This window comes from Stenotrophomonas sp. YJH_SMC_110, from assembly GCF_059369255.1.
Genome location: NZ_JCAFSM010000005.1, coordinates 63,932 through 87,780, shown reverse-complemented (window position 1 = coordinate 87,780; position 23,849 = coordinate 63,932). Strand labels below are relative to the sequence as shown.

At 60.9% G+C, this 23,849-nt stretch carries 17 protein-coding genes; 13 read left to right on the top strand and 4 right to left on the bottom strand.

What is annotated here, in order from left to right; translation table 11 throughout:
• The first annotated feature begins 12 nt into the window (after positions 1-12).
• From AC5P6H_RS11270 to AC5P6H_RS11255, 4 genes are all read left to right on the top strand, one after another.
• Complete coding sequence (locus AC5P6H_RS11270; RefSeq protein WP_239507146.1) at positions 13-1,002, top strand: GGDEF domain-containing protein; 990 nt, start codon at positions 13-15, stop codon at positions 1,000-1,002.
• Positions 1,003-1,185: 183 nt separating this feature from the next.
• A complete protein-coding gene (locus AC5P6H_RS11265; protein ID WP_495202620.1) occupies positions 1,186-2,313 on the top strand; it encodes a hypothetical protein in 1,128 nt (375 codons plus the stop codon).
• A 51-nt stretch (positions 2,314-2,364) separates the two neighbouring features.
• Positions 2,365-4,344: a BCCT family transporter gene (locus tag AC5P6H_RS11260; protein ID WP_495202619.1), complete on the top strand. Its 1,980-nt coding sequence runs from the start codon at positions 2,365-2,367 to the stop codon at positions 4,342-4,344.
• Positions 4,345-4,466: 122 nt separating this feature from the next.
• Positions 4,467-5,711: a DUF2254 domain-containing protein gene (locus AC5P6H_RS11255; RefSeq protein ID WP_495202618.1), complete on the top strand. Its 1,245-nt coding sequence runs from the start codon at positions 4,467-4,469 to the stop codon at positions 5,709-5,711.
• 91 nt (positions 5,712-5,802) lie between these two features.
• Here the strand turns inward: AC5P6H_RS11255 and AC5P6H_RS11250 are convergent, their stop codons facing one another.
• A complete protein-coding gene (locus tag AC5P6H_RS11250) occupies positions 5,803-6,891 on the bottom strand; it encodes a serine hydrolase domain-containing protein (RefSeq protein WP_111150517.1) in 1,089 nt (362 codons plus the stop codon).
• 281 nt (positions 6,892-7,172) lie between these two features.
• Here AC5P6H_RS11250 and AC5P6H_RS11245 point away from each other — a divergent pair, with 281 nt between their 5' ends.
• The 5 genes from AC5P6H_RS11245 (at position 7,173) to AC5P6H_RS11225 (ending at position 15,950) form a co-directional block, all read left to right on the top strand.
• Positions 7,173-7,622: a GNAT family N-acetyltransferase gene (locus tag AC5P6H_RS11245; RefSeq protein WP_241886825.1), complete on the top strand. Its 450-nt coding sequence runs from the start codon at positions 7,173-7,175 to the stop codon at positions 7,620-7,622.
• Between the two features lie 440 nt (positions 7,623-8,062).
• Positions 8,063-10,009, top strand: a complete 1,947-nt coding sequence (locus tag AC5P6H_RS11240) for an ATP-dependent nuclease (RefSeq protein ID WP_495202617.1) — start codon at positions 8,063-8,065, stop codon at positions 10,007-10,009.
• Entirely contained in the window at positions 10,006-11,667 is a 1,662-nt protein-coding gene (locus AC5P6H_RS11235) for a UvrD-helicase domain-containing protein (RefSeq protein WP_495202616.1), read from the top strand. Before AC5P6H_RS11240 ends, AC5P6H_RS11235 begins: the two co-directional genes overlap by 4 nt.
• Positions 11,668-11,852: 185 nt before the next feature.
• On the top strand, positions 11,853-12,638 hold the full coding sequence (locus tag AC5P6H_RS11230) for an AbiJ-NTD4 domain-containing protein (protein ID WP_495202615.1): 786 nt from the start codon (positions 11,853-11,855) through the stop codon (positions 12,636-12,638).
• A 27-nt stretch (positions 12,639-12,665) separates the two neighbouring features.
• Positions 12,666-15,950 carry an NERD domain-containing protein gene (locus tag AC5P6H_RS11225; RefSeq protein ID WP_495202614.1) on the top strand — a complete coding sequence of 1,095 codons (3,285 nt, stop codon included), beginning with the start codon at positions 12,666-12,668 and terminating at the stop codon, positions 15,948-15,950.
• A gap of 68 nt (positions 15,951-16,018) precedes the next feature.
• Here the strand turns inward: AC5P6H_RS11225 and AC5P6H_RS11220 are convergent, their stop codons facing one another.
• Positions 16,019-17,098 (bottom strand): site-specific integrase, encoded by a 1,080-nt coding sequence (locus AC5P6H_RS11220; protein WP_495202613.1) that lies wholly within the window; start codon positions 17,096-17,098, stop codon positions 16,019-16,021.
• A 103-nt stretch (positions 17,099-17,201) separates the two neighbouring features.
• On the opposite strand from AC5P6H_RS11220, the gene AC5P6H_RS11215 reads away from it, so the two are divergent.
• Both AC5P6H_RS11215 and AC5P6H_RS11210 read left to right on the top strand, forming a co-directional pair.
• Complete coding sequence (locus AC5P6H_RS11215) at positions 17,202-18,107, top strand: DNA-binding protein (protein ID WP_495202612.1); 906 nt, start codon at positions 17,202-17,204, stop codon at positions 18,105-18,107.
• A gap of 731 nt (positions 18,108-18,838) precedes the next feature.
• Positions 18,839-19,957: an ATP-binding protein gene (locus AC5P6H_RS11210; protein WP_445391638.1), complete on the top strand. Its 1,119-nt coding sequence runs from the start codon at positions 18,839-18,841 to the stop codon at positions 19,955-19,957.
• Between the two features lie 22 nt (positions 19,958-19,979).
• Here the strand turns inward: AC5P6H_RS11210 and AC5P6H_RS11205 are convergent, their stop codons facing one another.
• Positions 19,980-20,459: a GNAT family N-acetyltransferase gene (locus AC5P6H_RS11205; protein ID WP_014647140.1), complete on the bottom strand. Its 480-nt coding sequence runs from the start codon at positions 20,457-20,459 to the stop codon at positions 19,980-19,982.
• 133 nt (positions 20,460-20,592) lie between these two features.
• Here AC5P6H_RS11205 and AC5P6H_RS11200 point away from each other — a divergent pair, with 133 nt between their 5' ends.
• On the top strand, positions 20,593-22,788 hold the full coding sequence (locus AC5P6H_RS11200) for a hypothetical protein (RefSeq protein WP_197605007.1): 2,196 nt from the start codon (positions 20,593-20,595) through the stop codon (positions 22,786-22,788).
• Between the two features lie 71 nt (positions 22,789-22,859).
• Complete coding sequence (locus AC5P6H_RS11195) at positions 22,860-23,345, top strand: TspO/MBR family protein (protein ID WP_049439841.1); 486 nt, start codon at positions 22,860-22,862, stop codon at positions 23,343-23,345.
• Between the two features lie 16 nt (positions 23,346-23,361).
• Here AC5P6H_RS11195 and AC5P6H_RS11190 read toward each other — a convergent pair whose 3' ends face one another.
• A complete protein-coding gene (locus tag AC5P6H_RS11190; protein WP_495202611.1) occupies positions 23,362-23,655 on the bottom strand; it encodes a hypothetical protein in 294 nt (97 codons plus the stop codon).
• Positions 23,656-23,849 lie beyond the last annotated feature (194 nt).

The following is a 23,849-nucleotide window of genomic DNA, read 5'->3' as shown; positions in this document are numbered from 1 at the left end:
CGGATTGGGTGGATGCGCTTCGTGGGCGCCTCGCTGGCTGCGCTGCCCATTGCATCGGTGGGCCTGGAGCGCGGCATGGGCAGGTCGGCATGCGTGTTTCTTCTGGTCAATGCGTTGGTCTGGCCGGCCATTGCACAGCTGCTGACACGGCACGCCGCCCGGCCCGCTGTCGTGCAATTCCGTTGCATGGTTGTCGACTCGCTGCTGGGCGGGGCATGGATCGCCTTCATGGCTGTCAGCGCTGTGCCCAGCGCGCTCTTCGCTGCGCTGCTGGTGGCAGACAAGATCGCGGCCGGCGGTACACGGCTGGCGCTGAAGGCCACGGCTGCGCTTCTGCTCGGTTTCCTTGCTGCATGGCTTGCTATGGGCACGCCCTGGCAGCCGGCCACTTCTTCCCGAACATTCCTGCTCAGCCTTCCGTTTCTGTTTGTCTACGGGATCGGATTGAGTGCACTGAGTTGGCGTCTTGCGCGCCGGGTCAGGTCACAGAATCGGCAGTTGCAGCGACTCAGCCGAATGGATCCACTGGTGGAACTGGCCAATCGCGGCTATCTCATGCACCGCGCTCAGCAGATGATCGAAGCGGGGCGCGCTCTGGGCCGCAGGGATTGCCTGCTGATGCTGGACGTGGATGATTTCAAGCGCATCAACGATACCTTGGGCCATCGCACTGGCGATGAAGCACTGCGTCGTATAGCCGCGGTCCTGCGCAGCGTGTCACGCCCTGGCGACACACCGGGACGCCTGGGCGGAGATGAGTTCGCGCTTCTGCTCGCCGGGCAGACGCCGGCTGAGGCCATGCTGCTGGCAGAGAAGATCAGGAGCCTGCTCCACGCTGATACGGGCAGTGATGCCACAATGCTGGACCTGAGCGTGAGCATCGGCATTGCCGCCGCGCCCACGACGACCAGTGCTGAAGAGTGGCTCGCAAGAGCGGACCAGGCACTGTATGAAGCCAAGCGACACGGCAAAAACACGGCGAGCTGCGGCACGGATTGCTGAGCAAACCTGACGCATCGTGGTCGACGTCAATCGCTGACATCTTGATCGTTGCCGACATCTGACGGAAAGATCGCCTCGTTCGCTGGGAACACTTTCCACCCCTGATGACACGGGACTGCACTGCGTCGGCCGTCGGCCGACGCGTTCTTCACAACATGCAACGTTACACTGGCGCGCTTTCGCATGTGGAACTCGGAGGCAGATAGCCCGATCGTGAGAGTAATTTCCTCTATTGCCATTGCCTTGCTCGCCAGCGTTTCCTTACCCACAGAGGCATCCGAACCTGATCGGAACGGCGATTCCTACTTCAAGCTTGGTGGTGCGGTAAGGTTCAATTACGGCTGGCTCGACTACGGGCCGACCAGCCGCCTTCAGCTTGAACTGATGCGTGCAGACCTTGACGCTGGAACCGGACCGTTTTCCTTCTCTGCCCAATACCGCTGGTACGATGGCTTCGACGCCGTGCATCACGCCTACGCGGGCTGGCAGTTCTCCGATGCTACCCAGCTCAAGGCAGGTATCCAGCAAGTCCCGTTCGGGCTGCTCCCCACCGTTTCGCAGAGTTTCTGGTTCGGCTCCGGCTACTACCTGGGCATCGAGGATGATTACGATCCGGGCCTTGTGGTGATTCACCGCAGCGGCAGCGCAACTTGGCATCTTGGCTGGTTCTCCGGAGACGAATACGGGTCCGGGGCTCGCTACGATCGCTACTCCTTTGATGTCGCGCAGACCGAGGCGTTGCCGTATCGCGAGCGGCAACGACTGCATGCACGCGTGGAGAGCGCGCGCGACTGGGGCGGCGGCCAACTGTTGCTGGGCGCATCAGCGTTTGCTGGCAAGGTGCAGAACACTCAGACACGGCGTCACTACGGTCATCAGGGCGCGGCACTCCACGCACAGTGGCAGCGCGATGGTTGGACCGCGCAGTTGCAGTGGGCGCGGTACCGGTATGACGTGCCCGGAGATCGCATCGCAATGTCGGCGTTCCAATCCCCCTTCCAGGTTGCAGCGCAGGCGGATGTGCCAAGCGCCAACATCGCCTATTCGTTCGGCCAGAAGGGCTGGCTGGATGACATCACCTGCTATAACAACCTCAGCATGACCCGCCCGGTCGGGCACCGCGCTGGCCTTCGTGATTCGTGGCAGAACGTGACCGGTTGCAGCCTGCAGAAAGGCATCATGCTCACCTATGTCGACTGGATCGCTGGCCGCAACATGTGGTTTGCCGGTGGTGATGGTATCGGCATCGACGAAGGAGGCCTTTCCAGCTGGCATTCGCGGCTGAACCTCAATATCGGCTTCTACTTCTGATCGGCCTCGCGCAAGCCGCAGGTTTTTCCACCCAATAACACGGAGGTATCCATGCAGAGCACGGCTCCGCAACATCCCCCCGTTCGCCAGCGGATCCTTTCGCAGGTGTTCATTCCCACGGCAGCCATCGTCATCGCGCTGCTGGCGCTTGCCGCCTTCGCGCCCGAAATGGCCACGCGGTGGTTCACCGCGGCCAAGTCATGGGCCGCCAATGATGCAGGTTGGTTCACCATCCTTGCAGTAGCCGGCTTCCTGGTCTTCGTCGTCGGCGTCGCCATCAGCAGTTACGGCCGCATCAAGCTCGGCCCTGACCACAGTACGCCGGACTACAGCTACGGCTCCTGGTTCGCAATGTTGTTCGCTGCCGGCATGGGCATCGGTCTGATGTTCTTCGGCGTTGCCGAGCCCATCATGCACTACGCCACGCCGCCGGTTGGTTCGCCTGAGTCCGCCGCCGCTGCCCGCCAGGCAATGCGCATCACCTTCTTCCACTGGGGCATCCACGCATGGGCGATCTACGCGGTGGTTGCGCTGTCGCTGGCGTACTTTGCGTACCGACACAATCTCCCGCTGCGTGTCCGCTCCGCGCTGTATCCGCTCATCGGCGACCGTATCCACGGCCCGTTGGGACATGCCGTAGACACGTTTGCCGCGCTGGGTACCATCTTCGGCCTGGCCACCTCGCTGGGACTGGGCGTCATGCAGATCAACGCCGGCCTGAACTACCTGTTCGGCCTGGAGGTCAGTACGCTCGTCCAGGTTGGCTTGATCACCGTCATCACACTGGTGGCGACCGGCTCGGTCGTGGCTGGCCTGGACAGCGGCGTACGCAGGCTGTCCGAGCTCAACATGATCCTGGCGGCAGCGTTGCTGGCCTTCGTGCTGGTCTGTGGACCCACCGTGCACCTGATGCAGGCACTGGTGCAGAACACCGGCATGTACGTTTCCCAGCTGTTCTCGATGACCTTCAACCTTTATGCCTACGAACCCACGGGTTGGCTGGGTGGCTGGACGCTGTTCTACTGGGGCTGGTGGATTGCCTGGTCGCCCTTCGTTGGCATGTTCATCGCGCGCATCTCACGTGGACGCACCGTCCGTGAGTTCGTGGTGGGGGTGTTGCTTGTGCCGCTTGGCTTCACATTCCTCTGGATGACCATCTACGGCAACACCGCGTTGCACATGGTGCGGGCGGAGGGCATCCAGCAGTTGGTGCAGGCGGTCTCAACCGACAGCTCGATGGCGCTCTTCGAGTTCCTGGAGCACCTGCCGCTGACCATGCTGACCTCTTCGCTGGCGGTCATCCTGGTTGCGCTGTTCTTCGTAACCTCAGCGGACTCCGGTGCCCTGGTAATCGACATGCTTACCTCGAAGGGTGAGGAGGAATCGCCGGTCTGGCAGCGGATCTTCTGGGCGCTGCTGGTCGGCGGCCTTGCGATTGCCCTGCTGGTGGCCGGCGGCTTGGAATCATTGCAGGCGGCCACCATTGCCAGTGCGTTGCCATTTACGATCGTCATGATCCTGATGTGCTGGGGACTGCTGAAGGCCATGCATCTGGATGCAACCAAGCGCTCGATCCTGCGCGAGGCACGTATCTTGCCGGGTACCAGCGAGGATTGGCGGGCGCGCCTGCGCCTGCTGGCGCACAATCCGTTGAAGATCGAGGTGACCGGCTTCATCGAGCAGCGTGTCATCCCGGCATTGGATGAGGTTGCGGCTGAGCTGCGCAAGCAGGATCTGCCGGTCCAAGTCTCCAAGGGGGAGGATGGTCGTGCGTGGCTGCAGGTTGGCCATGGCGAGGAGATGGACTTCTTCTACTCGGTACGGCCCCAGCCCTATGAGCCGCCGACGTTCGCCCTGCAGGATCCCCGTCGGCCGGTCAGCGAGGGTACCCGTCATTACCGTGCGGAGGTCTATCTGCGGGAGGGCGGGCAGGACTACGACGTCATGGGATGGACCAAGGTTCAACTCATCCACGATGTGCTCGATCAATACGAGCGCCACCGTCAGTTCCTGGACAAGGTGCGCTCGTAGAATCTGCACACAGATGCCGCCCGGAGTAGCGGCATCTGCCTTGGGTCGGGCATGACCCTGCGTTGACGTGGCCTCGGCGCCCGGCCGTGCTATTGATGGTCGAACTTCCCAGGAAGTAGCCCATGCTCACCAGATTGAGGCTTGCAGCCAGCAAAGTTACAAAGCGGATGTGGTTCCGCTCGACCCTGTATGGCGCCCTAGGCATCATCACGGCGTTGGCGGGCGCGTTCCTGAAGTTCCTCATTCCCGTCGGCCTAGCCGCACGGATCGGCGCAGATTCCGTCGGCAACATTCTTGGCATTCTTGCCGCGTCGATGCTGACGGTAACCACCTTCTCGCTGTCCACCATGGTCTCGGCATACGGGTCCGCGTCCAGCAGCGCCACCCCGCGCGCGGCCCGCCTGCTGATCGAAGACACCCGGGCCCAAGGTGCGCTGGCCACCTTCATTGGTGCCTTCCTGTTCTCGATCGTGGGCCTCATCGCGCTCAGCACCGGCATCTACGGGGACAGCGGCCGGCTTGTGCTGTTCGGGGCAACCATCGCGGTCATCATTGTCATCACAGTGACGTTGCTCAGGGCTATCGAGCAGTTCTCACGCTTTGGCCGCGTTGGCGAAACCATCGATCTGGTGGAGCGGGCGACCAAAGCGGCAATGAAGCGCCGCGCCGCGGAGCCTCGGCTCGGCGGAGCCAGTGCTGTCCCGGTAGGGGAGGGGGCGGTACTGCTGGTTGGCGATCAGGTTGCCTACGTTGAACATGTGGACGTCGCCCGGATCGACGGCATTGCACAGGAACATGATCTGCGCGTTCATCTGCTCTGCCAGCCGGGTACGTTCGCAACTCCAGCCCGTCCCTTGATAGCCATCGAGGGAAATCCACTTCCGGACGTGCAGAGTGAAGTGATCTCAGCCATTTCCTTCAGTGACGCGCGCTCCATTGAGAATGACCCACGGTTCGGACTGGTCGTGCTTGCGGAAATTGCCCAACGAGCCATGTCACCTGCGGTGAACGACCCTGGCACCTGCATCGACGTCATCGGGACCTGTGTCAGGCTGCTCTGTGCATGGGCCAGCCACGCTGGGGACGCTGCGACGTGTGATGTGCTTTATGCGCGTGTGCACGTGCAGTGCCTCGATGTCCGCGACATTTTCGAGGATGCATTCACACCAATCTCCAGGGATGCGGCCGGCTCGCTGGAGGTCAACATCCGGCTGCAGAAGGCATTCAGGGCGCTAGCACGGTCAGCAGACCCCGCTGTTGTGAACGCGGCAGGAGAGCACGCCCGTACAGCACTGTCCCGAGCTATCCAAGCACTCGAATTCGAGCTTGATCGAAAGGCAATTCAAGCCGCGGCGTTGGAGCGATGATCCTGCCGCGAGGTACTCTCAAGCTGGGGACAACCTGTGGCAGCTGGTTGAATTGGGCTTGCTAGCGAGCATGAGTTGGTACCCGGGCGGTTCAGCCCTTGCTTGCGCGCGACCCCTGGTCCAGGCGCTCAGCGATGCCCTGCGGGCCGATGTCTCCGGCGCGATTGACAAGCACTACGACGGTTCGCCGCAGCGAAGGAACGTGTCGGATGTATCCCGTAAAGCCTGCGGTTCCGCCGCCATGCCCCACCACGTCGCCGTCCTCAGCCAACTCCCAGCCAGCGCCCCAGCTGGCTGTAGTACCGTCAGCAAGGCGTGTGCCGCGCCACATCTCACGCAGCAATGCATGGGGTAGCAGCTCGCCCCGGTCCAGCGCTACGGCGAAACGTGCCATGTCGTCGATGCTGGCGAGCAGCCCTCCAGCAGCCCAGGCGGAGCCTGGCGCGGTGATGGGCGGATCGAGCCAATGTCCATCCTGGTAGAGGTGTCCTTGGGCAATGCTGCGGCGGTCGCCGATGCGACGAGGCCCGGCATCGCGCATGTCCAGCGGCCCCAGGATTTCGTCCTGCAGAAACTGCCAGTAGTCCATGCCCGTCACCCGCTCAATGGCAAGGCCGAGCAGTATGTAGTTCGTATTCGAATAAGCGAATCGTGTTCCTGGGGCGAACTCGAGGGGCGCTTTCCCGACCATTGCCAATAGTTCTCTAGGCGCAGGATCCATCGGCATCAATTCGAGAAAGTTGCGCTCGTTCAGATAGTTCGGAATGCCGGATGTATGGCTCAGCAGGCGCGACAGTGTAATGGGCTCCCATGCCACTGGTAGTGCATCCAGGTAGCGTCCTATAGGGGCGTCCGTATCAAGCCAGCCCCACTGCCGGAGCCGGAACACCAGCAGGGCAGTGAATACTTTGGTGATAGAGCCGATTTCGAACACGGTATGCCGATCGACCCGCGCGGCGCTGGCATCCCTGCGCAGTCCCGCAGTGCCTGTTTCGGCGACCCGTCCTCGCTCCACGACGACTGCAGCCATTCCCGGCTGGTGCTCAGCCTCAAGCAGGGCCGTCAACGACTGGCGGCTCCCAGACAGCCGCCTGCTTGCTCGGACGCCAGGCACAATCAGCCCAGCACCTACGGTGAGCAGGGCGGTACAGAGGCGGCGTCGTGTCGGGGCGTTCGGCATCGGCGATGAGTTGTTGGCTCCGTAGGTGGCGATGATAGAGGGACAATGGCGACCACGACTATTGACGGACCCTTTCTAACGCGCCGACCTTCCCCATCTCTACGGAACGCTTTAGCCGTGCACGCGATGTGGCTACCCCGGGTCGTCGGGCCGGTAGGGAGCTCAAGATTGGGGCTTTAGTCGCCAGCCCAAGCAACCTTGAAAACGCGGCTGCAGCTCGGTAGCCTCAGATAGGCTTCCAGGCATATGGTCCATTTCCTCACCTATTCAGGAGTGAAGCAGTGAGCGTGAATGTCCGTGTCGCAGACGTGGCTGACCTTGAACAACTCGCGGTGCTTTTTGATGAGTACCGCCAGTTCTATGCGCAACCTACTGACCTGGGATTAGCAAAGCGATTTATGCGGTCGCGCCTATCTGAGGGTGATTCATTAGTTTTGGTTGCCGAGAATGAAGGAACGGGCGTTGCGGGGTTTACCCAGCTTTATCCGTTGTTTGACTCAGTAAGTACTTGTTCGAGTTTCATTCTCTACGACCTCTACGTCAACAAGCCCTCGCGGCGTTCGGGATTGGCGCGAGCACTCATGGTCGAGGCGGTCGAGCAAGCGCGCCGACGCGGAGCAGGTAGAGTTGAGCTTCAGACCGGTCGAGCTAACATCCCTGCTCAAGCACTCTACGAAGGGCTTGGATGGGAACGCGATAACGACTTTTACATCTACGCCATCCACCTGTGAGCATATTGTTGGGGAATGGCGAGATCTAATGGGGTAGGTCAGATGTCCACTTCTGGCCGGAAGCGAACATCTCCGGGGCATGGGATTAGGAAGATTTATCGAGGGTAGGGGGGGGGAGCTTTGGACCCGTTCCTGTCGTTCCGTGTTGCGACAATGACCTGCGTGTTATTTACAATGATGGCGTCGCAAACTTACTTCTTGAGCAGAATTTCAGAGCCTTATCGCAGCCGCAGAATGCCTCCCCTCCAGCGCTCAAGATGAGGGGGGGGGGCTCTCGCTCGCCACAAAGCGAGTCAGGCGGCAATCGCCTTTAGCGCGCTGACTAGAGTCGATGCATCTCTGGACTGCATTCGATAAGCTACAATACTAATCTCGCAGTGCCGCAGCACGCCAAAACGGTCCGATTTTTGTTGTATTGTAGATCCCAAAATGGGGGCTACATGAAACTCGTTCGACTTCGGCTATCAAACTTTCGCTCTTTTGGTCCGGAACCTACCGTCATCGAGCTGACCGACATGACGTTCTTGCTCGGGCCTAACGGCGCAGGCAAGACTGCTGTGCTCCAGTCCCTCGCCCGTATGTTCGGCATGGATCCCGCGCAGCGGAGAATCAAGCGATCCGACTTTCACGTTCCAGCAAGCGAAGCGCCGGAGGACGCCCCTGAACAACGGACCCTCTGGATCGAAGCGGACTTCGAGTTTCCCGAACTGGAACAGGATGATGCCGACGACACCACACTCCCTGCAGTGCCTGGCAACTTTGCGCACATGCAACTGCTGGCGGCAGAAGGCCCGGCGCAGGTTCGCTTCCGGCTAAAGGCAACCATAGATCAAGACGACGACATAGAAGAAAGCTTTACGTTCGTAATTAACGAAGACGAGGACGGAAATCCAGCCGAAGAGAGTCGCGTCTCCAAGCAGGACCGTAGCGCCATCCACGTCCATTACCTGCCAGCAAGACGCGATCCTGCCGACCACATCTCCTACTCTGCCAGCGCGCTGATTGGGCGAGCGCTGCGATCGACGGACTGGAGCGCTGAGCGCGAGCAGATCAGGACCCTGACGCAGAAGATTGGCGATGAGCTCCGAGAGAACGCTGGGATTGGCGGGATCGCTGCAGCGCTCACGGACCAATGGGGTGGCCTGCACAAGGGAAGCCACTACAAGAACCCGTCAGTCTCATTCGGGCGAAACGAAATCGAGAACCTTCTGCGGCATCTGAGCATCGGGTTCACGCCCGGCCATGGCGAGAACATTGTGGACTTCACCCGGCTCAGTGACGGTCAACAGTCCCTCCTCTACGTTTCTTTGGTGCTCGCCATGCACGATATCGGCAGCAAGGTTCTGGGCGGCGAACTGGCCGGAGCGTTTGACATCGATAAGCTGCGTCCCGCTGTCTTCACGCTCATCGCCGTTGAGGAGCCTGAGAATAGCTTGTCGCCCCACTATCTCGGACGTGTTGTCAGGGCACTGACAACATTTGCTACGGGGCAGGATAGTCAAGCGTTGGTAGCGACGCACGCCCCGTCACTCTTGCGCCGAGTTTCGCCGGAGTCCGTCCGGTTCCTCCGCCTGAATGAAGAACGAAGCACCGTTGTCAAGAGCATCGAACTCCCCCAGGACCAGTCAGCCCAAAAGTTCGTCCGCGAAGGCGTTCAAGCCTTCCCGGAACTTTACTTCTCTCGCCTGGTTATCTTGGGTGAAGGTGACAGCGAGCAGATCGTACTTCCGCGATTGCTCGAGGCCCGAGGCATACTCGCCGATGACGCATCCATATCCGTAGCACCTCTCGGTGGGCGGCACGTGAATCACCTTTGGCGGCTCCTGAACGGCCTTGGCATCCCGCATGTGACGCTGCTGGACCTCGACGTCGCGCGATATCAAGGGGGGTGGGGCCGCATAAAGTACGCCGCCAATCAACTTCTAAAATATGCCGACATCGACGGCAACGATCTGACGCAAGAAGAGATCGACGACATCCCGAAGTGGAGCTCTAATGATGGAATCATCGTTGATGACAAGGGTTGGCTCGAACGTCTAGAGGCGCTCGGCGTCTACTTTTCAGCACCACTCGATCTCGACTTCATGATGATGAGGCACTACCCGACGGCATATCGGGTTGAAGACGATGATCTGGAGGAGCCCGACGAAGACACGATCAAAGCCGTGCTTGGCAAAAGGCACGACGTGCTGGGCGGCCAGTACACCGACGAAGAGCAGAGTTACTTCGATGCCTACCATCAGAGGTTTAAGCTCGACAGTAAGCCAACCTTGCATATACGCGCGATGGCGAGTCTGGATGACGAGGCAATCATTGAGGACATGCCCGATGTTCTTGACCGCATGTTCGATGCAGTGCAAGTCAAGCTCTTGGATCTTCCCGAATGATCCGGGTTGACGAATGGGCACCCGCTGACGGCCTCTCCCTCGAGCCGAATGCACTCGTGGCGGCCAAGGAAATCGAACGCAACCTGGCGCTTACCGCCGGCCCAGGTGCAGGCAAGACAGAGATGCTGGCGCAGCGTGCCGATTTCCTGCTGCGCACTGGAGCAAGCCGGTATCCCAAGCGCATATTGGCGATTTCATTCAAGGTCGATGCCAGCCAGAATCTCAAGGCCAGGGTCCGCAAGCGCTGTGGTCCGGAACTCGCAGTGCGCTTTGACAGCCACACGTTTCATGCATTTGCGAAACGTATCATCGATCGCTTCAGGCCCGTTCTGACAGGCAAGGATGCGCTTGATCCAGACTACAGTATCGGACCTAATCGCATCCAGCGGCGAGCCATCACCTTCAATGACATGGTGCCGCTCGCTGTTCAGATCGTGGAGTCAAGCCAGATCGCGCGTAAAGCGATCCGACAGACATACAGTCATGTGTTTCTTGATGAGTTCCAGGATTGCACAAATGCGCAGTACGAGTTCATCAAGGTATGCTTTCAGAACTCGACGGTTAGGATGACGGCAGTCGGCGACACGAAGCAACGAATCATGGGATGGGCCGGTGCGCTCGAAGGAGTCTTCGATAGCTACGCCCAAGACTTCGACGCACATCCACTGAATCTCTATCAGAATTTCCGGTCGGAACCAAGGTTGCGCCGCATGCAGAACGCGATGGTGCGCGTCATGGACCCAGCCGCAGCACTCAGCGACGCTGAACTTCCTGGTGATGAGGGAGAGATCGAGGTTCTGCGGTTTGACAATGATGATGATGAAGCGGAGTCGGTCGCAGAATATGTGCGCAGTTGGGTTGAGGACGAAGGCGTCGAGCCTTCCGAGATAGCAGTTCTGGTGAGCAAGCAGCAGAACCTTTACTGTCAGAAGCTTCGCGTTGCGCTGGATGTCAAGGGCATGCCTTACCGGGAGGAAGATGCAATCCAGAACCTGGCGTCGGAGCCGGTTGCCCGTCTGATCGTCGATTTTCTTCTCGTCGTGACGGGACAGCGGCAGTCCGGCCCCCTCCATCGGCTTCTCGACCTTCTGGTCTTCGGGCGCGGGCTCGATGAGGAGGCAGAGTATCGCGCGCGATCACGTTGGAACCGTTTCGTTGAAAACGTCAAAGAGAGGCTCTCGGCTGAGGAGGCTGATCTTGCAGACCTTGACGATCTGCGAAACATCATCGACGAATTAATCGACATAGTAGGTCGCGACGTGATTGTCAGCTTCTCGTCCGAATATGCGCAAGGGAACTATCTGCAACAGCAGATCGACGCGACGACTGCACGGGCACATACACTGTTATCCGAAGCGGAGGACCCATCGGCAGCACTTGCCTCGTTCTCGGGCGATCGAGCCATAAAGATCATGTCGATCCACAAGAGCAAGGGCCTAGAATTCGACACAGTTGTGTTGCTGGGCGTTGAAGCTCAAACCTTCTGGGGAGAGCAGGATGCTGAGCGCTCTGCCTACTTTGTCGGAATCTCCCGTGCAAAGCATCGCTTGTGCCTGACGGTCTGCGAGGAAAGGGAATGGCCTGAAGGAGCCAAATATTGGAAAGTGATGCGGACGGAGCATGATGAGTTCGTCGGATACGCGAACTCCTACATGTAGCTATGCGCATCAGTAATTGGTGAGTCCGATAGCGTGGCACAGTGAGCCAAGTTTCGAGAGCATGGAGTGCCATCTGGGACCTAGTGCAATATGCCCGCCATCCTAAAGCACGGAAGGAACTTCAACGAAGACCTTTTACAGAACAAGTGCCCTTATAATCACTTAGAAGGCGATGCGCTCGCTGCATGACTACATTCTCAACTAGATACGGACTCTCGCGTCCCGACGCAGAGATCACCATCCGACAGGATGCCCCTAGCGAAATGCGGGACGCACTCGCCCGCATTGCTTATCATTGCGGTTTCAAGCCAAGCATGCTGAGGGACGTGTTGTGCCGGATCCTGTACCGTGCTCCAGACAGGGCGAACTGGTCAGAGTTTCCAAATATTGACGGTGAAGTTCGCGATCTCCTCGAGGACTGCGAATGGTTTGAAGTCTACGATTTCGTCGAGGCTCTTGCCGGATTCAGTCGAGGGACATCGGGAGCATTTGGAGATGAGGTCAACCGATACTTCCGAATTGCAGGCGTAGGATGGCAGCTCGCAGCCGGTCGGCTTGAAATGCGCGGTACGGAGGTATTCGAGCGGGCAGTTCGACAAGGACAACAGGAGCTACACAGCCAAGGCAGAGTTACAGCCGCCAGGGAGTTGCATGAGGCGATTCAGGATCTCTCCCGCCGACCAACACCTGAGATTACCGGCGCCATCCAGCATGCGATGGCCGCACTCGAGTGCGTGGCACGCGACGCCTGTGCAAGCAAGGAGACCTTAGGGGATCTGGTTCGACGCAATCCGAACCTGTTCCCCAAGCCGGTCGATCAGATCGTCGAGAAGGCCTGGGGCTACACGTCAAACTTTGGCCGTCATCTGCGAGAGGGGATGGCGCCCGAGTTTGAAGAGGCAGAGCTTATGGTGGGCATCAGCGGCGTGCTGTGTCGCTACCTGGCCCGACGTACAACCGGCTTCAGCTAAGGCGAGATGGGAATGGTGGACGCCGCTATGATCGAAATTTATGTCGGCACGGCCATAGAGCATGCATCGGAGCAGGAAGTGCTGGCCGCGCTCATCGAGCACCTGTCGAGTGCCGGCGGTTGGGCAGCAATCTTTGCCAATATCCACATCGGTGGCCGCCAGCTTGATTTTCTGGTCGCCACCGATTCACTGACGCTGGTTGTCGAGGCAAAGCATTTCTCGCGTCGTGTCCGTGGCAAGGTCAATGGGCTCTGGCAGACGCACGTGTCGGGGAGCACCTGGAAGAACGTCAGAAACCCTTATCTTCAAGCCTTAGGCGCGATGCACGCACTGAAGGATCACCTTCACGCCTCTCACGGCGGAAATCTCGGATATCCGGCTACGTGTGTTGTCGTCGCCCCAAAGTTACCAGTTGGTTCCGATGTGCCTCCATCCGATTTCAAGGTTTCCATCATCGGGACGGACGGCCTTGCGGCTGTCACCGCCATGACCTCCGCTCTGCTTCTGTCCAGGGAAAAGTGGGCGGCCTTTGCACGGGAGCTCCGGCTCCAGCGTGTCCAAACGATGAGCGCGGCTTGCAATCCGAAGCTGATGGAGCAGGAGGCGCTAGTCAGCGCTTACAGGTCCGAGTTTCTTCGACTCTATGTCCCCGACATTGGTGCGCTGAAGCCTGATTCGTATATGGTCGGAGACCATGAGTTTGATGCCAGCCGTGTGGCAGATTGCGTTACGCAGAAAGGTGAACACCTGCTACTTCTAGGGCCATCAGGCTGCGGGAAGACCTTGTTGGCCAAGAAGATCGCCATCCACTCCTTGGAGCAGGGCCACATTCCGATACTCCTGCAGGCGAAGTACTTTGCCGGTAAATTGGGCGAAAGCATCGAGCGCGAAGCGGTACTGCTCGGCGCGCCTTCAGCGACCGTCCTGATCAGCGCGGCAAGGTCGACCGGCAGTCCGCTCGTGTTGATTTTGGACGGCTACAACGAATGTCCGGCAGCAGAACAGCTTTTCCTCACGCGTAGCTTAGCTGCCGCCGTTCGGCGTTTCGATGTTCGGCTCGTGGTCAGCGCACAGGCTGACCTCGCGCGATCGGATCTCATTGAGGCTACGCACGTAATAGTAAGAGAGCCTGGCAAAGCACTGAAGGCGGCAATCGCAGGACCAAGCGCCGGGGACCGGTTCGACTATCTTCTCGAGTCGATAACGAGCGGGCTTGAGGCGGATCTGGTCGGTCGGGTTGGCGCGACATTGGCCGAAGGATCGAGCCGATTTGCCCTGTTCGACGCCTATGCGAGGCAGAAGCTGGGACATGACGCATCGGATGGGGTCCGATTCCTCGCTGCCGTCGCAGGACAGCTCGTCGATCGAATGTCATTCAGCCTGTCCATCAGGGACTTCGATCGCTTGGCGGCGACCGAACGCGTCCCGGGCGACGTACTTGGAAGGATTGTCGCGACTGGCCTCTTGGTGAGGCGGTCGGACAAGGTAAGTTTCCGCCATGAGTTGATCTTTGCAGCGTTCGCCGCTGAGTCCGTAGTTCGACGGATCAATCAAGATGTCGAGGAAGTGCTTCGGGCACTGGACGCGCCCAAGTATCGAAGTGCCCGTTCTTTGATCCTGGGCGCCTACGATGACGATGAGTTCATTGTGAAGGTACTCGCCAGAACGACCGATGCGGACCTCCTGCGAGCTGCATTCGACGGGGAGTGCGGGCTGGCTGCGCGCCACTGGACCGTCGCGTGGTGCGAGCAGGTGATTAAGAAGCTGACTTCAGAGGCCGCAGAAGTCGCGTTCTCACTGCAGGGCGGCGCCTGGAACGGGGCCGGTGTGTGCGAAGACAGCGCGAGCGAATGGACGCCCGCGGAACACGCGCTCATGGCAACAATCTCCTATGGCGTGTGGCGAGGATCGTACCTTGATCAGGTCCTGCATGCCGTAGGCGTAATGGATCAATCGCTCAGCCGGGGCTTCCAGATGCTGAAGGACGAGGCAAGACAGAAGAAGATTGCGCTCCGCAGCGGGTTGTTTGCAGACGCCTACGTCATGTTGGGAAGGGCTGGGATTTCCCATCTGCTGAGGTACACCTTCAGCAGTGATCGCGTGTTCCGGGTTAGCCAAAGCGAAGTGGTAGGCAGGCTGAGGGCCAAATGGGAGCAGCCTCGCACCCCCGGCCAAACATACCTGCTTCTGTCATTGATGAGATTCGCGGAGGACAAGGAGTTCGTTGCTCCATACATCCTGCCTTTGCTCGGAGAACAGTGGAGGTATCAACCCTACCATTTGCAGCTTGCGATTCTGAACTTCGTGCACTTTGCGCGGCTGTCTGACGAGAAGCTACGGCGGCAGATAATAGGCGCGCTGGACGCGTTGCTTCCAAGCGCGGGGCCGGTGATGTCCGGTATTGTGATCGAAGCCCTTGAGCACATGGGCGCACTGGAGGAAGAGGTCAACCGGCACGTCGATATCGTTAGAACGGAGGTGAAGCAGCTTCTGTCAGGAATCATAGATGAGGACAAGTGTGGCGGCGCCTGGGGCGCTTACGCCAGCCAGTTTGATCACCCATACTCGGCAGCCTATTGCGAGGTCATGCAAGAGCTGGTCCCCGATGAGAAGAAGCGTCTTCTGGCAATGGCCTGCCGAGGTGCGGACTACGCCGGGTTGTTCGTCGCACCGTTGATCCAGGAGCTGGTCAAACATAACGATCGCTCCGTTTCTCCGGCGATTGAGCGATGGCTGGAACTCCCGGAAGTTGAGAGTTTCATGCCACAAGAGTCTGTCTCCGTGTTTGTATGGGCCCACATTGCCTTGGGTATGCTCGGAACTCCGCTACCCGCCCGCGACGGGCATGAGTACTCTCCCGCAGAAGCTGCCTTGATTGCCTTCGGGGAGTTGCACTATTGGATTCATCGGCACGACCTCGAAGCGGGCTCTCTCGTTCGGGCCTGCGCGCCGGCACTGGATGAATTGCTCAGGCCAGATCAGCTCGGAGCAGCATCGGCCTTACATATGGTGACTAGGTCAGTACAGCACCAAGATGTCGTTCGAGAGTTGGTCATACGGGCATTCCCCGGCGCAATGGCAGGCGTCTGCCGCAATGCACTGCGGTTGCAAGATCATCAGATTGGCTACTTTCCGCATTTCGTGCATGACAAGCGCGACGTGCTGCGATTCTCGGTCAATGTGATCGGGAGTCTTGGTGGCATTGGGGATCTACCGCTCTTGCGCAGCCTAAGCGAGGATTTGGATATCGGTGCATCGGCGATCGAAGCGATCCGGCAGCTTGAAGGACGAGGCAGCGGTATCGGTGGTTAGAAGGAGTGCTGGCAGCAGAACTGAAAGTTGGGCGCAGATGGAGTTCTAAAGTATGTACTGAGAGCTATCTACTTGAGCAATCGGGCGGCAGGATTCTCCTCAACAGCGCCAGCTTGAAAGTACCCAATCACACTCGCCACGGAACGGTGCTCCGTCATGGCCATCACCGCTGGCAAGGGCACGCCTTGTTTCCCAGCCTCAGTGACAAACCCCGAGCGCAGGCTGTGCGCTCCAAAATCCCCTTCCAAGCCCGCCAAATGGGCCCTGCGCTTCACGATCGCGGCCACAGAGCCGGGGAGCAGGGCGGGGCCGCATCGCCCCTTCCAGACTCGCCGGAAGATCGCGCCCTCTTGGATCCCCGCAGCCTCCAGCCAGGCGGCGAGCGCGTCTGCGCTGCGCCCCAAGATGGGCTTGTCGGGGGTCGAGTCTGCCGTCACCCCAGCCTGCTGGGTCTTTGAGTACTCCAGTCGATAGATGTAGCCGTCCTCGCCGACCTTGCGCAGGTCGCGCATATCAGCAGCAGCAATTTCGCTGCGCCGGCGCCCGCCGCTGGCAAAGCCAAAGCAGAGTAGGGCACGGTCACGCAGGCCCTCCAGGCTGTCATCGCAGGTCGCGAGCATGGCCTCGAGTTCAGCCCGAGTGATTGCGGTTTTCTTGGTTGGCCGCTCACCCCGTTTGACCGCAGCACGCCGTGCACGGCTGAGCAGGGTACGGATGCTGGGCAGCTCGCATGGGTTGGTCAGCCGTTTGAGCTTGTGGGCGGTTGAGAGTACCGCAACTCGCTGGATTACAGTCGACAGCTTAAGCGGCCCGACCTTGGCCTTGAGCCCTGCGGCCACCAGCGTCTGATCCAGCACCGGCGGCAGCTCGCTCACCAGCTCAGCTTTGCTTCGACGTTGAACATGGTCGACCAGAAACTGGATCACCACAGCCTCGCTGACCGGAAGAACCAGCTCGATCCCATAGCGTCCTCGGTGCCAGCCGGCCCAGTAGCGCAGGGCGGTGGCATAGCTGCGGGTGGTGTTGGCCGCAGCCGCTTCGGCGAGCAGCTCGCGCACCGCTTCGGCGGCCTGCTGGGCCAGCTGCTCTGGCAACACCAGATGCGTGGCCGTCGCCGGCAAGGTCGAGGATGTGGAATTTCGCTTCATAGTATGTAATGTATGCTATGCAATGGGGCTGCTACTGACGATAATCATCACTTATCACGAGTACGTTATCAGCAGAGTAGGGTGCCAGTACAGGAGACTTCGCATGGCCCGCGGCATCACCGAAACTGACGTCCATACCGCTGCCGACGAGTTGGTCGCCAAGTGCGAACGCCCAACCGTAGAGCGGATCCGGGCTCACCTGGGGACAGGCTCGCCGAACACGGTGACCCGCTGGCTGGAAACATGGTGGAACCGACTTGGCACTCGCCTGCAGCCAGCGCGTCCGGACCTGGAAGATGCGCCAGCGGTGTTGGTAGAACTCGCCGGGCAATGGTGGGAGTTGGCGCTGAAGCATGCCCAGGAGGCCGCCCGTCGAGAGCTTGCATCGTCCGAGCGGGCCCTAGCTTCCGAGCGTGATGCGCTGGAGGTCAGTTCCCGACTTGCGGCTGAAGAGCTGGCGCAAATGCGTGCAGAGCGTGACGTTGCAATCACCGGGGAGAGAATTGCAACGACCCAAGCTTCAGAGCTACAGCACCTGGTCGACCAGCTTCAGCTACAGATCTCTGAACTTGCAGAGCAGCGCGACCTCGAGCGTCGAAGAGCCGACCGAACCGAGACAGCGAGACAGCAACTCGACGTCCGGCTTCACGAGGCCCTAGAGACGGCGAAATCTGAGCGGGAGGACTGGACCGAGTACGTCAGATCTGTCGAGAATCGAGCGCTCAGCGATGTGGATCGAGCCCGCCAGGAGGTGAAGGAACTCCAGGTGCAGCAAAGCAAGGCATCCGAACAACACAGGGCCCTTGAGAAGCAGCTGCGTCAGGACATCCAGGCCGCCCAATCAGCGGCCGCCACGGCTAGTCAGTCTGCCGATATCCTGCGCGGCAAATGTGACGCGCTTGAGGGGCAACTTTCAGGGCTTCGAAATTTGCCAGCGCAGCTGGAAGTGGCGCTCAAGCGATCCAAAGAAGTTCGTCCGCCTGCGGCTCGCAGACGCCCAAAACAATAGCGCTGTGCCGCCTTCCAGGGCACACGAAAGAACGGGCCGGCTTCATTTGCGCCGGAGGCCAGTTCGCTGACTCCGCGCAAGTCGCGTTCTGCGAGCTAGCCAGGCAGCCCAACAGACGAATGAGACCGCAAATCCGACGATTACCATGGCAACCAGCATGATCTCTCGATCAGTGTCGTTCATTGAGGGAGTCTCGGAAGTTGAGCCTTTGCATCTATGCCATGGTACCTGACGCTTCGGAGTGCAAGTGCGGGCGCGATGGCTGCATTTGAAGTTCTTTCGAAAGAATCCTTAGCTTGAGCCCGCCCAAGCGCGGGCAGCATGGCTGCATCTTGGCTTGAAGCACTCGGCATGCCAGGCCGGAATAGGATCGTAGGATGATGAGCAAAGGCTCATGTTCTAAAGGCGCTGTGTTCGAACACGTAACACTTTTACCTGGCGCTTGGTAACAGATTTACCTGGTTCGTCAGCCGAGCCAGAGGCCCAGCCATTGCCATGCGGAGGACACGAACGCCGCCACAGCCCGATACATCATTTCGCATAATGTATATTATGTTCTCGCCAGACTGGCCCGGGCGACCGCCGCCCGGGCCCAACCCGCGCTGCAGGCTCCCCCTTCAAATGGGCGCCCCAACACCGGCAGAACCGCGCCCCACAGGCCGAGCCTTTCTCACCCCGTATCCAAACGCCCTCGTGTAGGCTCGGCGCACCACTTAAGGACGGGTTTGGCGATGCGCCTGGCTGATTTTATCGAACAGAATGCGCGGGAAATCCTCGACGACGCGGTGGCATTCGCCGAAACGCAGGCACCCGATACCGTCGAGTTCAGCGCAAAGCAACTTCGGAATCATCTTCCCCAGATTCTTCAGGCGGTCATAGACGATCTCAGATCGCCGCAGACAGACTCCCAGCAGCTCGCAAAGTCCCACGGGCTTGCACCGTTGAAACCCGGTCCCGAGTCCGCCGCGTCCTATCATGGCCGAACCCGCGCCATCGCCGGCTTTGGCCTCAACCAGATGGTGGCTGAGTATCGAGCGCTTCGGGCTTCGGTACTTCGGCGATGGGCATCCGACCAGCGGCTGGTCACTTCATCGATCGATGACATCCTTCGTTTCAATGAGGCCATCGACCAGGCGGTGGCCGAATCCCTTGCTCAGTTCTCTGCCGAGGTCGAATCCTGGCGGCAGATCTTCCTCGCGGCGCTCGGGCATGATCTCCGAGGCCCCTTGGCAGCGATCATCTTCTCGGCAGACACCCTGGCCAGTGGGCTGCAGGACCCAGCTTTGGCCAAGCAGGCCGAGCGGATCATCAACGGCAGCATGCGCATGAAAAAGCTGCTGGACGACCTGCTGGCTTACAGCCGCAGCAAGCTGGGCGATGGGATGGCCATTCATCCGGTGGACTGCGATCTTGCCCAATCGCTTGGCGAGGAAGTCGAATTGCTTCGCGCTGCCCTGCCCCACGTCCCTATCACGTATGAGGTTGAAGGCGATGCCCGCGGTTGCTTCGATGCCTCTTCGTTGCGCGAGGCGGTTCACAACCTCACGACCAACGCCGCAAAGTACGGCGAACACGGCACCGATGTGCGGATCAGCCTTGAGGGCCTCGCCGACCAGATCCTGATCACGGTGAGCAACACGGGGGCCGAACTGTCGGACGAAGCGTTCAACAGCCTGTTCGATCCCTTGCGCCGAGGCTCGCACAACGCGTCACAGGGAGAACACGCGAGCCTTGGCCTCGGCCTGTTTCTGGTGCGGGAAATCTGCCACGCGCACCGCGGCACTGTCCATGGACGATGGCGTGATGGCCGCACCTCATTCGTCATCACACTCCCGAAGAATGCTGATTGATGCGGCCGACCTGGCGACGGCACTACAGGAACCTGTGCATCACGAAGACATCGACCAACCCGCGCCTGCCATGCCGGAAGGCCTCTGGCAGCGTTCCAACCACCGCAAACCCCAGCTTCCGGTACAGCGCCACCGCCGGGCCGTTGGTGCTGACCACGTAATTGAACTGCATGGCCAGGAACCCTTCCGCCCTCGCCCGCTCCAGGCTGTGTTCCACCAGGGCTCGGCCCACGCCCCGCCCCTGTGTCGCGGCGTCGACCACATACGTGGCGCTGGCCACATGCGCCCCAAGGTCAGGGAAATTCGGGCCCATCTTGTACATGCCCACAACCCGGCCCTCCAGCACAGCTACATGAGGTGCCTGGGCCTGGAACCAATGCGCGCGAAACGTCTCGACGGCGAAAGAGCCAGCAAAGGGCAGCGCATCCTGCGTCGCAATGGCTTGCTCGAACATGCCCCACATCACGTCGAAATCGCCTGCACGGGCGGGCCGGATATCCATGCGACTCCTGCAGATCTGTGGTGGTGACCAGGCCGAACACTACCAGAATCCAACGCCTGCTCCGTAGCTGCTTCACGCGCCACCGCCATCGGCTCGGCAATAGTTGCAGATATTCCGGCCTTCAGAGCAGTAGATGTCCCCTGTTTCCGCGCATATCCCGCACCGGCTTCGACGGTGGCGTGTTCCTGCCTGCGTCCTGCTGGGCATCTACCTGCTGTACCTGCTGGCCGGCAACATCTTCCTCAACACACCGCTGTTTGACCAGGTCACCAACCGCAAGCCGCACAAGTTCGTGATGACCACTGGGCCGGCCATTACCGTGCTGCCAGGCCATGTCATCGCCTGGAACGTGCACATGCGCGGCCATGTGAACCACACGGTCTACGTGCTGCACGCCGACCGCGCCAGCGCTCGTCTGGCGGTGCTGCCCCTGTTCCAGCGCGAGGTGCGGGTGCCCCGGCTGCAGGCCACCGGGGTTTCGGCCGAGATCAGCCGCGTGGAAGAGGCCATCCCGCCACCGCCGCGCAGCGACCGCGGCTGGACCCTGCGCTTCGACGCCATCCACAGCGATAGTATCCGCAGCGCACGTTTCGGCAAGCTGCTGATCATCGGCCAGGGCCAGGGCACGGTGGGCTTCCTCAAGCAGCTGCGCGGCGGGCCGTCGGAACTGTTCGAATCCGAGGTTGCATTCAGCGATGCGGACACCAGTTTTGACGGCGTGCAGCTGTTGGGCGACATGGATCTCACCGCGCGCTTCAGCTATCCGCGCCATTATCGGGACCAGGCGCCCGGCCTGGCCAAGTTGAAGCTGCTGCATGCCCAGCTCGAGGTCGATGCCCGCAGCCAGGGCCTGCGCATGGACACCAATGCCACAACGCCGAAGATCTCCAGCGCACCAGTGCCCGGACGGCTGCAGGCCGCACTCCACCTGATCGATGGCCAACTGCAGCCCGGCGACCACGCGCTGTGGCAGGTGCCGCTCTACCTGGGCGACGGCGCCCCCGCTCGCGGCATGCTGGCGCTGCAACTCAATGTGGCCAGGGACCTGCGCCTGCAGGCCCGCTTGCCGCCAAAGTCCGGTTCAGGCAGCGAGGTGGATGCCGATCTGCATATCAGTGGCCGGGACATTCCCTTCCAACAGCCCGCACTGCTGCTGGAACGCAGCTCTGGCACAGTGCGCGGCGAATGGACGTTCACCTCGCTCAACTGGATCCCTGCCCTGTTCGTGCGCAAGCCGTGGCTGCAGCTGGATGGCGGCGGCACGCTGAAGGCGGACCTGCGCCTTCGCAACGGCGAGCTGACCGAAGGCAGCACCGTGGACATTCCTGCAGCCGAAGCCGTGGCCGAGGTGGCGGGTGTGCGCTTGGCAGGCACGGCCAGTGCCCACGGCGAACTGAAGGCCGGCACGCCCAGCCAGGCGCGGCTGGCCGTCCGGTTGCCCCGCTTCACCGCGCGGCCAGGCGATGCCAAGGACGTACGCCTGTTCGACGGCCGGGATCTGGCCCTGGACCTGACCGGCGATGGCCGCCTGCAGGAACTGCGCAAAGGCGTCCGCGCGCAGCTGCGCTTCAGTGAAGCCACCATCCCTGATCTGACCGCCTACAACCGTTACCTGGGCTCGCCCCAGGTGCGACTGCTCCGTGGCACCGGCACCGTGAGTGGTGATGCGACCCTCGATACCGACGGGCGCGTCGGCCATGGCACGGCCCGGCTGTTGGGGCGCAACGCCAGTGCAAAGGTGGCAGGGCTGGACATGGGCGGCGATATCGACGTGAACGCAACACTGCGCCGGGGAGACTTCAACCAGCGTCATTTCGATCTGTCCGGCACCACGGTCGAGCTGCGCAACGTGCAGGTGGCGGGCACGCAGGGCTCGACGGCATGGAAAGGCCGCGTGGACTTCAGGCGTGGGCGCATCGATGCGCAGTCGCCGTTCCAGGTGGATGCCACCACGGACCTCGATCTCAGCGATGCGCGACCGTTGCTGGCGCTGTTCGCAGAGCGCACCGACTACCCGCGCTGGACCTTGTCCCTGCTGGATTCCGGACAGGTACAGGCGCAGGCGACGCTGCGCTGGCGCCCTGGCCATCTGATCATCGATGGCCTGCGGGCCGAGAACGACCGCCTGTCGGTACGCGCGCGGCTGGATCTGCTGGAACAGCGCAAGCGCGGTGATCTCTATCTACGGTGGGGGCTGCTGGGTGCGGGCATCGAGCTGGACGGCGACCAGCGCCAATGGCATCTGGCCAAGGCACGCGAGTGGTTTGACCAGCAGCCTTCGCTGCTGCCAGCGGGCCAGGGCACGGGTGCTGCAGGCTCGTCGCCCTGAAGGCAACCGTCTGCATCCATTTGCGGCCCCGGTGCGTATACACCGACGCCCCAATTGACGAGTTGCACGCAATGAACAAGCGCACACAGGCCTATGGCCTTCTGGGATGGGTGGCGATCACCTTCGCCGCCGCCGCACTGGGCGCGTGGGCCTCGACGTCCGCCGCCAGCTTCTATGCCACCCTCGTCCTGCCTGCATGGGCGCCGCCTGCCGGTGTGTTTGGCCCGGCATGGACCCTGCTGTACGCCATGATGGCGATTGCGGCGTGGCTGGTATGGCGGGAGCGCGGCTGGCGCGGCGCGCGGCCTGCGCTGTGGCTCTATCTGGTGCAGCTGGCCATCAATGCACTGTGGAGCTGGCTGTTCTTCGGCTGGAAGCTGGGCGCCCTCGCCTTCGCCGACATCCTGGTGCTGGTGGCGCTGGTGTGCGCGACGATGCTCGCGTTCGTGCGCGTCCGCACGATGGCAGCCGTACTGCTGCTGCCCTATCTGGCCTGGATTTGCTTCGCCTCGGCGCTCAACTTCGCAGTCTGGCGTGCCAACCCCGGGCTGCTGTGATAGCGCGCCGCATCGTTTACGCCTGGGCCACGACCTGTGGGCGCCAGTTCCTCAACAGTGCCGGCTTGAACACCTGCTGCCCGCAGCCGGTGGGGCAACGCACCACACGCGCCGACGAATGGCTGACCAGGCCTTGTCCTTCTTCGGCCTTGAACACCGTCTCGCAGGACAGGCAACGGGCCACCAGCGAATACAGGTGCAGCAACCGGCCACTGGCGGGGTCCTGCAGGGCATCCACATCCAGCAGTTCGAACTGGCAACTGTCAGCCAGCATGCGGTACGGCGTAGAAGGCAGGGTCTGCAGGTTCACGGGCGTGGTATCCGACGGAAGTCGAGCCACCCTAGGGCAGCCGCTGTCGAGCCGGCGTGCAGCGCAGATGCACTGGCCGCGAAGCCGGCACAGACGCCTGCCGCATGCGCATCGCTGCTTGTATGAAGAATTCAGTTTCAGATGGAGGACACGCCACATGCACAGGGAGGTAGGCGGATACGCTCTTTTGCTTC

Excerpts from the sequence above, each read along its gene's own strand:
- AC5P6H_RS11260 (WP_495202619.1), top strand. The coding sequence starts at position 2,365 with ATGCAGAGCACGGCTCCGCAACATCCCCCCGTTCGCCAGCGGATCCTT.
- AC5P6H_RS11205 (WP_014647140.1), bottom strand. The coding sequence starts at position 20,459 with ATGGATATCCGGCCCGCCCGTGCAGGCGATTTCGACGTGATGTGGGGC.
- AC5P6H_RS11255 (WP_495202618.1), top strand. The coding sequence starts at position 4,467 with ATGCTCACCAGATTGAGGCTTGCAGCCAGCAAAGTTACAAAGCGGATG.
- AC5P6H_RS11210 (WP_445391638.1), top strand. The coding sequence starts at position 18,839 with ATGCGCCTGGCTGATTTTATCGAACAGAATGCGCGGGAAATCCTCGAC.
- AC5P6H_RS11220 (WP_495202613.1), bottom strand. The coding sequence starts at position 17,098 with ATGAAGCGAAATTCCACATCCTCGACCTTGCCGGCGACGGCCACGCAT.
- AC5P6H_RS11195 (WP_049439841.1), top strand. The coding sequence starts at position 22,860 with ATGAACAAGCGCACACAGGCCTATGGCCTTCTGGGATGGGTGGCGATC.
- AC5P6H_RS11235 (WP_495202616.1), top strand. The coding sequence starts at position 10,006 with ATGATCCGGGTTGACGAATGGGCACCCGCTGACGGCCTCTCCCTCGAG.
- AC5P6H_RS11230 (WP_495202615.1), top strand. The coding sequence starts at position 11,853 with ATGACTACATTCTCAACTAGATACGGACTCTCGCGTCCCGACGCAGAG.
- AC5P6H_RS11265 (WP_495202620.1), top strand. The coding sequence starts at position 1,186 with ATGTGGAACTCGGAGGCAGATAGCCCGATCGTGAGAGTAATTTCCTCT.
- AC5P6H_RS11200 (WP_197605007.1), top strand. The coding sequence starts at position 20,593 with ATGTCCCCTGTTTCCGCGCATATCCCGCACCGGCTTCGACGGTGGCGT.
- AC5P6H_RS11270 (WP_239507146.1), top strand. The coding sequence starts at position 13 with ATGCGCTTCGTGGGCGCCTCGCTGGCTGCGCTGCCCATTGCATCGGTG.
- AC5P6H_RS11215 (WP_495202612.1), top strand. The coding sequence starts at position 17,202 with ATGGCCCGCGGCATCACCGAAACTGACGTCCATACCGCTGCCGACGAG.
- AC5P6H_RS11250 (WP_111150517.1), bottom strand. The coding sequence starts at position 6,891 with ATGCCGAACGCCCCGACACGACGCCGCCTCTGTACCGCCCTGCTCACC.
- AC5P6H_RS11240 (WP_495202617.1), top strand. The coding sequence starts at position 8,063 with ATGAAACTCGTTCGACTTCGGCTATCAAACTTTCGCTCTTTTGGTCCG.
- AC5P6H_RS11225 (WP_495202614.1), top strand. The coding sequence starts at position 12,666 with ATGATCGAAATTTATGTCGGCACGGCCATAGAGCATGCATCGGAGCAG.